Genomic DNA, 13,303 nt, shown 5'->3' with positions numbered 1-13,303 from the left:
TCGCAGGTTTGATCGTTTTCCGCGTCTGAATATTACCACAAATGGAAATAAAACGATCGCCCTTTTCGAACTTCGCTTGTCATTGACCACAGGCGCGGCGAAAATCAAGTTGCCCCGGGCATATCGCCGTTAGCGCAGGGATGACGTATGGGACTGCATGGTAAACCGCTGAATATCAACATCGACGACCAACCGACCGTCGCGCTGAAGCTGGACGACGCGGTCGCTAGTTGGGACGTGCTGGCCAGCTTTATGGAGCGGTTTCTCGAACAATGGGAATCCGAGTCCTTACCGCCGCGCGTCGCCGACTTTCTTCCGCCGGAGCCTGGGATCTTTCGCCGGATGGTCTTGATCGAGCTGATCAAGATCGACATGGAATATCGCCGCCAGCGGAATTGCGATTTCTTGCGGCTGGAGGATTATCACGAGCGTTTCCCGGAGCTGGCCCGTCCCGATGGGATGCCGACCGACCTGATTTTTGAGGAATACCACGTTCGCAAAACGTCGGGCGAACAGGTCGATTTGCAGGAATATGGGCAGCGTTTCCCGAGCCAGGCCGACGCGATCGCGCGGCTCTTCAAGCTTGATCATCACACGATGACCACGTCCCTCTCGGACGGGCTGGCCCATTCCAAGTTCTCGACCGGTGATCGGGTTGGCGATTTCTACTTGATGTCGAGTCTCGGCGCTGGGGCGTTTGGGAGCGTGTTTTTGGCTCGCCAAGAGACCATGCAGCGGTTAGTGGCGCTGAAGATCTCGATGGATCGCGGTACGGAAGCCCAGACGCTCGCTCAGCTCGATCATCCGAATATCGTGCGCGTTTACGACCAGTGTCGGTTGCCGGGGCAGAATCTGCGGCTGTTGTATATGCAGTTTGTCGCCGGCGGGACGCTGCAATCGGTAATACGCGAAGGAAATCGTCGGCAAAGTCGCGATGTGAAAGTGCTAGCGGATACGGTCGCGGCGACCCTCGACAAAACCGGGGTCGTCTCGGCGTCGAACGTGCCGCTGAAGAGCGAACTGGTGGGGCGGAGTTGGTCGGAGGTAACCTGTCGGATCGGGATGGAACTGGCCAGTGCGCTTCATTACGCCCACGAGCAAGGGATCCTGCATCGGGACGTCAAACCGGCCAACGTGCTCTTGGAAGCGAACGGAACCGCCAAGCTGGCCGACTTCAACATCAGCTTCAGTTCGCAGCTGGAAGGGACCAGCCCGGCCGCTTATTTCGGCGGCAGTCTCGCCTACATGTCTCCCGAACAACTGGAAGCGTGCCATCCCGAACATCATCGCCAGGCGAGCGATCTGGATGGGCGGAGCGACGTCTTTTCGCTGGGGGTGCTCCTCTGGGAACTGTTGTTCGGGTCGCGACCATTTGGGGACGAAGAGATTGTCGGTAGTTGGTACACGTCGCTCCTCGACATGGCCGAGATTCGCCGCGAACAGGTCCCGCAGCCAAAACAAATGCCGACCGACGACGTCGGGCGACGGCTCGTAGCGATTCTACGGCGTTGTCTGAAGCCCGAACCGCGTGATCGGTATCAGACAGCCGAGCTATTAGCGCGTGATCTAGGGATGTGCCTGGAGCCGCGCGTCGCCCAGCTGCAAGAGCGCTCGAAACGAGGCCTGATGGGCTGGGCGTCGCATCATCCGGTCTTGGCTTGCATCGCGGCCGGGATTGGGCCGAACGCGATCGCCGGCTTCTTTAACTACGTCTACAATGATCAGGCGATTATTCGCAAGCTGGAAGGGACCAATGCGTTTGACGCCTTCTGGAACGTGCAGTTCGTAATCAATGGAATTGCATTTCCGCTGGCGACGATTATCAGCGTCTGGTACCTCTGGCCGATCGTCAAAGGACTGCGGCAAGTGCATGACCAAGAAGAGCCGACCGATTTGTTGTTGTCTCGCCGCCGCGCATTTCGGTTGGGAAGATTCGTCAGTTACCTCGGAATCACCGAGTGGATCATCGCCGGGATCGCGTTTCCGGTTGCGCTCCATATATTGCTGGGTGGTCTGGAGCGGCAATGGTATTTCCATTTTGTCGGCTCGCTGCTCATCTGCGGAATGATCGCCGCCGCTTACCCATTTTTCTTCTTGTCGACCCTCGCGATACGCGCGTTCATTCCGCCGATGTTTCAAGCGGAGCCGATGAACAAGTCGGACGTCCGCGAGTTGCGCTGGTTGTCGCGGCACATGGACTGGTTCCTCTACCTGGCCGGCGGCGTGCCGGCGGCCGGCATCATGCTGCTGCTGGTCGCAGGTCATATCGACGATCCGCAGAGCGGCTTGGCGCTGAAGGTGCTTAGCACCGTGGGCGCCATCGGCTTCGGCTTTGCGCTCAGTCTCTCTCGTTCGGTCCATGCCGACATCGAAGCGCTGCTGAAATGCTCGGAACTCTTTACCGATACGCGCGACTCGGATCGGACGTAACAGCGCGATTTCGGGGGCGCCATGGCCACGTCTGCGTGGCCATGAATGCGCTAACTATTCCGATCGATGGTGCGCCGTGCAGTGGGTCAGGAATGGAAAACCGGCCAATATTCCGATTTCTCATTGATTGCCGGCCACATTCATGGCCACGCAGACGTGGCCATGGCGCCCGCGCGTGGCCCGTGCGCCCCTGTTTTCTCGGCTTTTCTTGGCCCCCAAAAAATTTCCTGGTCCCGGTTGTAACAAATCGTTCGGGTTACCGCTGTGCAGAGTAACGAGTTAACCAAGTCAACTGAAAAGCACGGCGAATCAGTTGACCTAAATACAACCCACGCCGTACCAGGAATCCATGTCATGTTGAAGAAAGTTTTGTTCGCGATCGTTCCGGTTCTGTTGTTCACTGTCGCCCTGCGAGCCGATGACTCGCTCGGACTTGACCTGGCCAAGATCCAAGACGCTGACGTCTCGATCGTGGACGAAGGTTTCGACGTCGATGTCGACAAGCTGGCCGCCGACGCCGGCGCCGAGTCGGAAGACAAGGCGATTGAAGCCTGTTTCCGCAGCTTCGGGTATCGTAGCTACGGCTACTGCGGTTACAGCAGCTACGGTTGCTACAACTACGGTTGCTACAACTACAACTACGGCTGCTACCGTCCGTACTTCTACACCTACCGTCCGGTTTACTACTCGCCGGTCTGCTACACCCCCTGCTACACCAGCTACTGGGGTTGCTACTAAGCGAAACCGCGACGCCGCGTAAACCTTTGCAGCCCGACGAGCCATTGGCCGTCGGGCTCTTTTTGAATCTGCCGCCAACAAACAACGCCAAACCAAAAAGAAATATTCGGAGAAGGAATCATGTCTCGTTTGAAATACGCCTTTTTAGCGCTCGGCCTGCTTGCAGGATCGGTCGCTTCCAACTGTCTCGCCGATCCGCTCGTACCGATCAACGCCGAGAACATTCGTACCGACCAGGTGCTGGGGATTCAATCGCACGGCTGCGGCCACGTGATCCACCTGCTGATGAAGTCGCGAATGCTCCGCGAGTCGGGGCAGCTGGGCTTCGGCGGCCCGATGTTCAACCCGCAATTGGGCGCCTGGCAGAAGCCGGGCGATCTACAGCTGCTGGGAGTTTGCCTGGTGGCGGACGCCTGCGATACGGCTGGCCCGATCTACCAGATCCAGCTGCAGAACAACAGCGAAATTCCGGTCGGCAACTTCCGCATTTCGGCGGTTGGGACCTGCGGCCAGATCCAGCCGTTCTCGCCGACCGCGGTGATCACGGTTCCGCGCATCGAAGCCGGTGCAATCCTCGACTTGCAGATTCAGCTGCCGCTGTCGTGCTTGTCGATCCACAACCCCGGCGGCGCTGCGATCGCCTTCGATACGCTGATCGTAGCGATCGACAGCTTCGACGAACTGATCGAATGCAACGAAACGAATAACATTCTGATCTTGAATCGAGGCGAAGTCGCGCCGCTGGTCGTTCAGGAAGCGACCGTGACCGAAGAGGCGACCATCGAAACGACGACGCCGCCGGTGACCACGACCGCTCCGCCGGTTGATGGAAACGTCGCCGCACCGTCGACTCCGACGTCGCCGATGGATTCGATCGATCTGGATGATCTCGATCTGGGGGAAGCGGAACAAACCGCCGTTCGCCTTCGCTAGTCGAATCGGAAAAACTCGAAAGGGAAACGCCCATCAAATTTGCTTGATGGGCGTTTTTTGTTTCTTGAAGCTCTTGCGCGCAGTCCCAAATCGTTGCACCCAATCGACGAATTGTCCAAAATGGGGGGGCTTCCCCACTCCTTCGCTTCCCTTCTCCCTTGCTCCCGATCAGGACTCTTCGATGGACCGCCGTCTCGCGCTGCTTGTCGCCCTGTTGTTGCCTGGCTGTACCGGTCCGACTGATACCGCTCAGTCAGAACAAACGCCGGTTCGCGTCGGCCAGGCCGAGCAAGAAAAGCAAGTGATGGAGAATCCCATCGATACGAGCGAATTTTCACTGGACGAAGGTTCAAGCGATCGGGCGGAGATGCCAACCGAGGAGAACGCGCAAGAAACGGCGATGCCAGCCGCAGGCAAGCTTCCGCCGCTGGTTGTGGAAGGTGCGCCGGTTCCGCCGGAGCCCTTTTCCGGCCAAGAGAACGCACCCGGCACGCCGATTCCTGAAGCTGTCCAGCGAACGCTCTCTTCTTATTCGGACGAATCCTTTGACGCGCTGGTGAAATTGATCCTCACCTATCCCCAAGCGGAAGTCCGCGCGAAGGCCTGCGAAAAACTGGACGGGATGTACGACTCACGCAGCGCTGAAGCGTTGCTGACGGCGCGAGCCGCAGTGCGCGATCCTGATCCGAGCGTTCGCGCCGCCGCGGTCGGTGCGATTCGGTGGGGTTTTGAGCAGGACGGCTGGAAAGCGGGCGAGGCGCTGGGGGAATTGGTTACCGTAATTCAGGAAGAAGACGCAGCGAACGCCGTGTTGAGTACGCTGCAGGAACTGGGACCGGCCGCAGCGCCGACCGTACCCTACCTGATGGCGCTGCTCGACGATCCCGCCGTCGAAAACAAGAACGACATCGTTATTGCGCTGGGAGCGATCGGCGAACCCGCCAAGCTGGCGATCGCCAAAATCGCCGCGTTTGCAAAGGAGTCGGAAAGCAACTACGCCGGCCGAGCGCTGGGGATGTTGGGCGCTGAGAAGGAGCTGCTGGCTTTGCTTGGCGATTCGACCTACGGCGTTCGGCAGACCGCCTATGAAGGGATTCGTCTGCTGAAAGATCCTCATCCGCCGACAGTGAAAGCGGTCTTAAAAGGGACGACCGACGAGACGGAGTGGTACGAAAGATCGACCGCCGCCGAGACGCTCGGAGCGATTCGCCCGTCGACGCCGGAGATCGTCGATGCGCTGGTCCGGCTCGCCGACGACGAGCAAGTCTTCGTCCGGACCGCCGCCTACAAATCGTTGGCGGAAATCGATCCTGGGGACGATCGCGTCGTGCCGATTCTGGTCAGGGCGATCGACAAGGAAGATGCCCAGCAGAAGTATGAGATTCAACAGGCCCTGAGCAAGGCGAAAGGATCACCGGAGATTCGCTTGCAGGCGCTGTTGCATCTGCAGCTGCAGAACCAGGACGCTTTCCTCGGTTCGCTTTCGCAGGGAGGAAAGGAATTCTACCCGCTGTTGAAGAAGATCGTCGCCGACAAGACGAAATCGGATCAAGAGCGCGCGGTCGCGCTGACGACGCTCGGCGAAATGCGCGATTCGCTGGAGCGAAACGGCAAGGAAGTGAAGGAAGAAATTCGGGCGTTCGCGCAAGGCTTCACCGGCAGCGATCAGCCTGCGGTGCTGCGGGGGGCGGCAGGAGTGGTGATGGATGACTGCGGCGCCGATGACGACGAAACGAACGACTTGATTTTGCTCGCCATTCAAACCGATGGTTTGCTGGAAACGCGAAAGCGTGCGATCTCGACCATGGGATGGCGCGAGTACGCGCCGGCTCTGCCGACGCTGATCAAGATCCTCGAGTCGCAAGATGAAAAACTGCAGCGGTCGACGCTCGAAGCGCTCGGCAATTATGAAGAGGCCGCCGCGGATGCGGTTCCGGCGATTGTCGCCCTGGAGTTTGACCCGGATGACGATCAATACGACGAACAGATTTCGGTCCAGGCCCGCACCTTGGGGGCGATCGGCGCTCATCCCGAACTCAGTCGCCCGCTGCTGGAAAAGCTGCTCGCCGAGACGAAACCGGAGGAGTACGCTTACGATACGATCCTGCTGGCCCTTTGCCAGGTGATCGCTGCGAACGATCTCGACGCGACGGCGGTGTTGCCGCCGATCCTTTCGATGCTGAAGAATTCCGAGCAACAGTACGAACGCAATCCGGCGTTTGAGATGTTGACGCAGCTTGGTCCGAAGGGAGCGTCGACCACGGAACTAATGATCCAGTATCTGGAGTCCAACTACAGCAGCGACCGAGAAAAGGCGGTTGAAGCGCTCGAAAGCTTTGGACCTGCCGCAAAAGAAGCGGGCCCGGCGCTTGCTGCAGCGGCCGGAAGTTGGAGAGACGCGCGGCAACCGCTCGCTGCGCTTGCCGCGATCAAAGCAGGCGGTCCGGAACTGGCCGCGGTCGTGCCGAAACTGCTGCAAAACGTCGACGAACGCCGGCATGTACTGGAGACGCTCGCCGCAATCGGACCAAGCGCCGGCGATGCGGTTCCAGCGGTGGCGGAGGTCTTGGATAGTCCAGACAATTGGGAACGGAAAAGCGCGATCGAAGCGCTCGCCGGAATGAAAGAGGCGAGCAAGTCGGCGATCCCGAAATTAAGGGAGTTGGCCCTCAACGACCCGAGGTCGGACGTGCGCGAAGCAGCCGGCCAAGCGCTGCTGCAGATCGCTCCGGACGATCCGGAGGTGGCGGAAGTCGCTTTCGCCCAGCTCGACCTTTATGACGACGAAGCGGTTGACAAGCTGCTGGATGATCTCGGCGACGGCGCTGCGGCGTACATGATCGAGCGGACGAAAAGCAAAGAGCCGAGCGTCCGAAAGAACGGGCTCCTCCTGCTGTCGCGAACCACGATTCCCCGCGACGAGGCCGTCGCCATCTACCGCGAGCGGCTGAATGATGACGATCGCGAGGTGAAAGGAGCGGCCGCCGCTGGGATGCTCAAGCTGGGGGAGCGAACGGTTGAAGTTGCGAATGCGCTCGTCTCCACCCTTTCGGGCGAAGCGGACGACTGGGAGATCCAGGATAAACTTTACCATCTTCGTCAAGCGAGGCCCGCGCTGGTCGCGGTCGTTCTGGACAAAGAGAAGACGCCGCAGCTTCGCCACGCGGCGGCTGATCTGCTCATCGATCCGTTTGATTCAGCCGATGATCCGGAATTGAGGCCGTTATACGAGGCGCTTGCCGGCGACGACGCGTCGCAGCAGATGTGGGCTGCGCTGACGCTCGCTGGTCTCTCGGATCATAGCGCCGCGGTTTTGAAGCCGCTGATCGCGGCGACGAAGGAGGAAGGGACGCTTGGCGCCAGCGCGATTCGCCGATTAGGCGGGTTCCTGGATGCGGACAACGAGCAACGAGACAAGGCGGAAGCGGCGCTCGTCGAATTGGTGGCGGCGGAGGACGAGGAGGTAGCGGAGACCGCGGTCTTTGCGCTGAACGATGAGTTAACCGACGCATCGCTCGCGAAAATAACCGCCATGCTGAAAGAAGAGCGAACGAAACTTCCTGCGACCAGAGTGCTCGTTTCGAGCAGCCGCTCCTATGAGCTGGACGCTGAAATGCGCCAAAGCCTTACCGCGATGTTTGCGAGTTACGACGACGATGTCGTCGAGAGGGCTGTGATGGTTCTCGCCGCCAGCGGACCGAGCGGTGTGGAGGCGGTCGTGGACGTCGTTGCCGATGAAGAGTCGGAACTCTCTACCGAGACCAAGGGGATGATGCTACTTTTCATCGCCCATACTTATCGGTCGCAACGAGCGCTGAAACTGAATAATGAGACCTTCCTCAAGCTAAGAAAGTTGATCACCGCCGAACCGCAGCGTCTGGCGACGTCAGCGGCAGTCGTGTTGGCCGAGGGCGACGTGAAAGATCTTCTGCTGGGGCCGGCCCTGCTGCATGGGTTTGATTGGGACGAATATCTGATTCAAACATATTCCCTCAAATCGCTGCGTCGACGGTCTTGGGAAGCCGATGCGGTCGTTCCTGAATTAATAAAGCGAATGCCGACGGAGACTAATGACGTACGCCGATTTTTTTTCGCCCAGGTTTTGGAGACTCTGGGGAAGGATGATCCCGCAGCGAACGATGCGGTGATTGACGCGATAACGTCAGTGGCGGAGAACCTTCGATATCAAATCACCCGAGAGCTGAGCGATGCGACGCGAGAGCGACTTGCCGCCAGGTTAAGTGAATTCGACGATCCAGAAAAGAAATCACGCGCCTTGTGGGGATACTACCAATCTCTCTACTACCAAGAAGTTACAGCGGGGCCGCAGGCGCCAGCGATGCTGTACGAAGCGGTCAGAAGTGACGACCCTGAGATCAATCTACCGGCGGCGCTCGCATTAGCGCAGCTGGATCCGCAGGCGAGCGACGCCGTCGAGCCGTTGATGGCCGAATTGGAAGCAGGGCCGCGGGCGGACGTCTGTCAAGGTCTCCGTCGCTTGAAAGATGTCGCTGGGCCGGCCGTTCCCCGCCTGATCGAGCTGCTAAAAGTGAGTGACGTATTCCAGAGCAATGCAATCGCTCAAGTCTTGGGAGAGATCGGCCCGGCGGCTGCGCCGGCCGTTGACGAACTGGAGAAACGAGTCGCGGACGAACGCTTCCGGTATCCCGCAATCGAAGCGCTCAAGGGGATCGGCCCGGCCGCCAACAGAGCGGCGCCGGCGATCATTGCGCAAATTCGAGGAAGCGAGAGCCTTACGCCGATCGCCGAGGCGCTGATCGCGATCGGAGGGCCGACCGACGCATTGATCGCCGAATACCAGCGCCGGCTCGCCGACCGCTACGAACGATACGACGTTTTGGCCGATTTGCCCGCCATCGCGGCAATCAAGCCGATCGCTCCCGATCTATTGTCCGCGCTGAACTCTGACGACTCGCAACTGCAAATTGCCGCCGCCAAGGTGATCATGCGTCTGGAGAAGCAGGATCCCACTTACCTCGCTCCTCTGTTGACGCATGTCGATGCGAAGAATCCGAAAGTTTCAGAGGCGATGATCCAAGCTGTCGCACAGCAAACCGACGCTGCAGAGAAGGTGTTGCCGGTGCTATCGCAAAAGCTGACGTCGCCTGACAAGAATGTTCGAGCAGCGGCGGCGGCCGGGATCGGCTCCTTCAAGGAAAAGGGGAAAGTGCTCGTCCCAACGTTGGTTCCATTGGTGAGGGACGATTCGTTCGGTACGAGCGTGATTGATTCGGTCGGCGATATCGGCCCGGCCGCCGCGCCCGCAGTTCCGGAGTTGCAGAAAGCGCTGATCGATCTGTTGCAGTCCGATTCAAACGTAGCCTGGCGGCTGTGGGCGCGACATTGGGGAGCGATCGTCGCGCTTGGCAAAATTGGCCCCGCTTCGAAACCTGCGTTGCCGAAGTTACTGGAACTTTACGGCACAGCGGAAGAAGAGTGGGACAAAGAACGCCTGGGGGAAGCGATCTGGAAGATCGACTCCGAGGCGGCGAAGCAAGCCGGTATCGAGCCGCCGAAAGAGAAGGAAGAGGAATAGCCGATGCGCGGCTAACTCGGAAACTTCAAGATCGCCGGCTCTTCGTCATCATCATCGTCGTCGCTCGCTTCGACGTGAGCTTCGACTTCGGCCAGCGAAGCGAAACCGCCGACATCCTCCGGCAAGTCGTCGATCAGATCGTCTTCAACGTAAATGTTCGGCGCGACGGCCGGGCCGGTTTGTACGCCGGAGATGAGGGTCGTCAGTTGATCGAGCGCTTCGACCTGGGCGAGTAGGTTCTCATCGCACTCGCCGCTAATGATAAAGCCGATCGGCCCTTCGTCATGATCGTGAGAGAACTCCCAATCGACGGCGTGTCGGCGCGAGATTTCGCACAGCACTTCCAGCGCGTCGAGCATCGTGCCATCAGGACGATCGATCGCTTCAAACGCAGCGACGTCGTCCGGATGGGGAGAAAAGTTGGGCTTGCTTCCCCCTTTCATGTGACCGTCCGTCTTGGCGAAGAAGCGGATCGGCTCGCAACTGAGCCATTGGCGCTGCCGACAAAGAGCGTCGGCGGCGCTGCTAATCTGGCTCGAAAGTTCGTTAGAAACTGGTTTCGTCGTGCGGTAATAGACCGTAAAACCCAAAACTATCTCCAATCGGCGTCGTATCAAGTAACGTTTATCTACGTCATCATACGCGATTACGACGCGAAAGTCGAAATTTGGGGGCGTTATCTGCTCGATTACTTCGAATCAAGCAGATAGCGGAGCAAGTCAGCCATCGCTTGACGATCGATCTGCTTCTCCAGGTCTTGCGGCATCAGCGATTGACCGGTGCTGCGAAGTTCATCGATGTCGATTCGCAGGATCGTCTCCGATTTGTTCTCGCCTTGCAGCAGCGTGATGCTGGTCGCCGTCTCGTTAGAGATGATGCCGGTCAGCGCGCGACCGTCGGTCGTCAGGCAGACGTAGCTCATATACTGCGGATTCACTTCCAGGTTCGGGTTCAGCACGTTCGTGAGAATCGCCTCGGCGCCCCGGTTTTTCATCGCGGCGAGATTCGGGCCGATCGGATGTCCTTTGCCGTTCATCTGGTGACAGCTGGAGCAGTTCTTCACGAAGACCGCTTCGCCGCGCTCGGGGTCGCCCGTCATTTCGAGCGCCGGGCGATACTCGGCGACGATCGCGTCTCGATCCGACTTGCCGGTCGATTTCGCCAGGTCGTCGATGCGAGCCTGGATGTCCGGAGTTTGCAGCGATTTTAGCGTGTTAAGCACGTTCATATCGAGATCGGCGGTCCGAATTTCGCCAGCCTGCACCGCGTCGAGCAGGCTGGCGATCCCTTGCGGATTGGCGGCCAAGACCTGAAACGCCGACTGCCGCAATGAGGGGCTCATCGCCGACCAGCGCTCGAGCACCAGATTGGCCGCTTCGCTGGAGGAAAAGTGGGCGAGCGTCTGCAGCGCCGCTTGCTGTAGCGCAGGCGGCTGCGACGGCTGTAAGAGTTCGGCGAAGAGCTTCTCGTCAAGCGAACGAAAGCGGAGCGTCGGCATGGCGGCGGTCCGTGCGGCGAGCGGCGCCTTTTCGTCTTTCACGACGACGACCGCCTGATCGTAGATCCGCTGCAGCATCGCTTCGCCATTGCCATCAACGGCGGCGGCAATTTGGGCCGCCAAGGCGGCATCTCCGCCGGCCGCCATTTCTTTGATTACCAGCGGAACCAGGTCAGCGTGCGACTTGCTCAACTGCGGCAATGCGGCGACCATAGCGGCGATATCTTCTTTGCGGCGCTGTTTGCCGACTTGCTTCGCCAGGGCGAGCAAAAGAGTTTTCTCGCCACTGGACAGCTGGGCCGATTTCGCCAGATTCGCCCACAACGCGCCGGCGCCTTCGGCGACGCTGCTTTGGATCGCGGCGACAAAATAGGGATCGTTTCCATCGGAGGCGGCCAGTTTCGCCAGCGGCGCTTGTTTCTCGGCAGCGGGAAACTCGCCAAGCGAGAATGCGAGTTGGTAGCGAACATGCGGATCGCTGTCGGCGACCAGCTGAACTTCCTTTTGACGCAGCGCCGGAGATTTGGCCAGAAGCGGCTCGCTCAAGCGGATCGCTTGTTGGCGAACGCGGGGGTGCTGATCGTCGAGCGGCGTCAGCAGCGTTTTCTCATCGAGCGATTGGAGCCCGGCCAGTGCGTAGAGCGCCTGGATGCGGGCTTGCGGCGAGGCGCCGGCAGCGGCCATCTCTTTCAAGACCGGCACGGCGGACAGATCTTGTCGCTCGTATAGCAGGCGCGCGGCCGTTTCGCGGCGCCAACTGATTGGATCGGCGAGCAGCTGGGCCAGTTCGATGGCAGTCATCTGCGACATCTTGAGCGTCTTGGGCCGCTGGTAGTTTTCACCGACCACGCGATAGACCCGTCCGCGATCGCGTCCGCTGGTCAGATCAAGATGCCGTTTGATCATCGGGGGGAGCGACGCAGGATGTTCGATCGTTTCGCGATACATGTCGGCGATGTAGAGGGAGCCGTCGGGAGCGTTGGAGAATTGAACAGGACGGAACCAGATGTCGCTCGACGAAACGAATTCGCTCTTCTCGTCGATCCGCTCGCCGCTGTAGACGACGCCGTTGGGAATCAGGCGTTTGCGGTGAACCAGGTTGCTGCCGACGTCGCCGACGATCGCGTTCCCTTGGAACTCCGACGGCCACGCATCGCCGCGGAAAATCGTCACGCCGGTCGCGCCGGTGAAGTAGCCAGCCGGCCGCCCTCCCCCTTCGACGACGCCGGGGACGATTTTCTCGGCACGCAGGCGAGTTCGAATCACCCGCCACGCTTCGACCGGGCTCGTGCGATAGACGTCCGCCTGGGGACCATCGGCGGCGATGCTGCGCCGCGACGACGGCGGAGCGACATACGGGTTGCGAGAGAAGTAGCGGTCCTCGTACATCACTTGTTGCAGGTGATCGCTATTGGAGCAGACAAACTTGTCTCCCCAATCGTCAAAGCTCATCCCATGCTGGGCTCCGCCGCTGGTTGGGGTGATCGTCATCGCCGCGGTATCGATCGCAAAGTCGCGACCGCGCAGGTTGACGCCCTCTCCTTGCGGCTGACCATCGACGACCGGCTTCACCACGCCGCCGCTGCTGCTGGTCGCGCCATGAATGCGGTTGTCGAGTCCCCACAGGAACGTGTTCATCAAACCTTGAACGTTAGTTTTGCCGAACCCGGTATAGACGACTCGCCGCTCGTCGGCGACGCCGTCTCCGTTGTTGTCCTTCAAAAAGTAGATGTCAGGCGCCGCGCCGACCAAGACGCCGCCGCGGACGCAGGCGATCGCCGTCGGCCACGATAGACCTTCCGCGAAGACGGTGCTCTTTTCATAGACGCCGTCATCGTCGACATCTTCGAGCAGCCGGACGCGACCCAAGACGAGCCCATCGTCTTCGGAATAGCCCCGCATTTCGATCACAAACATTCGTCCATCGGCGTCAAACGCCATCGCGACTGGATCGACGACATTCGGCTCGGTCGCCGCTTGCTCGACCCGAAAGCCTGGGGCGACTTGAATCGTCTTCAGCGCTTCGGCCGGTTGCTTCGGAGCGACTCGCGGCAGCTGATCGGCGAAGTCGAATTCTTCGGCGGAACAACAGACCGCGACGGCAAAGCAAAGCGAAAGAGCGGCGAACGATCGCATACGAGATGACT

6 protein-coding genes are annotated in these 13,303 nt (G+C 59.7%); 4 read left to right on the top strand and 2 right to left on the bottom strand.

Annotation, left to right across the window (positions count from 1 at the left end; all coding sequences use genetic code 11):
• Window positions 1-147: 147 nt before the first annotated feature.
• The 4 genes from LOC68_RS02625 to LOC68_RS02610 all read left to right on the top strand — a co-directional run bounded on the left by LOC68_RS02625 (window position 148) and on the right by LOC68_RS02610 (window position 9,658).
• Window positions 148-2,430: a serine/threonine-protein kinase gene (locus tag LOC68_RS02625; protein ID WP_230215354.1), complete on the top strand. Its 2,283-nt coding sequence runs from the start codon at window positions 148-150 to the stop codon at window positions 2,428-2,430.
• Window positions 2,431-2,784: 354 nt separating this feature from the next.
• Window positions 2,785-3,168: a hypothetical protein gene (locus tag LOC68_RS02620; protein ID WP_230215345.1), complete on the top strand. Its 384-nt coding sequence runs from the start codon at window positions 2,785-2,787 to the stop codon at window positions 3,166-3,168.
• A 120-nt stretch (window positions 3,169-3,288) separates the two neighbouring features.
• Window positions 3,289-4,101 (top strand): hypothetical protein, encoded by an 813-nt coding sequence (locus LOC68_RS02615; RefSeq protein ID WP_230215343.1) that lies wholly within the window; start codon window positions 3,289-3,291, stop codon window positions 4,099-4,101.
• A gap of 181 nt (window positions 4,102-4,282) precedes the next feature.
• On the top strand, window positions 4,283-9,658 hold the full coding sequence (locus LOC68_RS02610) for a HEAT repeat domain-containing protein (protein ID WP_230215341.1): 5,376 nt from the start codon (window positions 4,283-4,285) through the stop codon (window positions 9,656-9,658).
• An 11-nt stretch (window positions 9,659-9,669) separates the two neighbouring features.
• Here the strand turns inward: LOC68_RS02610 and LOC68_RS02605 are convergent, their stop codons facing one another.
• Window positions 9,670-10,248 (bottom strand): hypothetical protein, encoded by a 579-nt coding sequence (locus tag LOC68_RS02605; protein ID WP_230215339.1) that lies wholly within the window; start codon window positions 10,246-10,248, stop codon window positions 9,670-9,672.
• Between the two features lie 98 nt (window positions 10,249-10,346).
• A complete protein-coding gene (locus LOC68_RS02600) occupies window positions 10,347-13,292 on the bottom strand; it encodes a PVC-type heme-binding CxxCH protein (protein WP_230215337.1) in 2,946 nt (981 codons plus the stop codon).
• Window positions 13,293-13,303 lie beyond the last annotated feature (11 nt).

It is taken from the genome of Blastopirellula sediminis, from assembly GCF_020966755.1.
GTDB classification, from domain to species: domain Bacteria; phylum Planctomycetota; class Planctomycetia; order Pirellulales; family Pirellulaceae; genus Blastopirellula; species Blastopirellula sediminis.
Note: the sequence above shows the minus strand (reverse complement) of the source record. Positions and strands in the feature narration are given on the sequence as shown.

Bases quoted from the DNA above. Each gene is read 5' to 3' on its own strand.
- LOC68_RS02620 (WP_230215345.1), top strand. From the start codon at position 2,785: ATGTTGAAGAAAGTTTTGTTCGCGATCGTTCCGGTTCTGTTGTTCACT.
- LOC68_RS02625 (WP_230215354.1), top strand. From the start codon at position 148: ATGGGACTGCATGGTAAACCGCTGAATATCAACATCGACGACCAACCG.
- LOC68_RS02600 (WP_230215337.1), bottom strand. From the start codon at position 13,292: ATGCGATCGTTCGCCGCTCTTTCGCTTTGCTTTGCCGTCGCGGTCTGT.
- LOC68_RS02615 (WP_230215343.1), top strand. From the start codon at position 3,289: ATGTCTCGTTTGAAATACGCCTTTTTAGCGCTCGGCCTGCTTGCAGGA.
- LOC68_RS02610 (WP_230215341.1), top strand. From the start codon at position 4,283: ATGGACCGCCGTCTCGCGCTGCTTGTCGCCCTGTTGTTGCCTGGCTGT.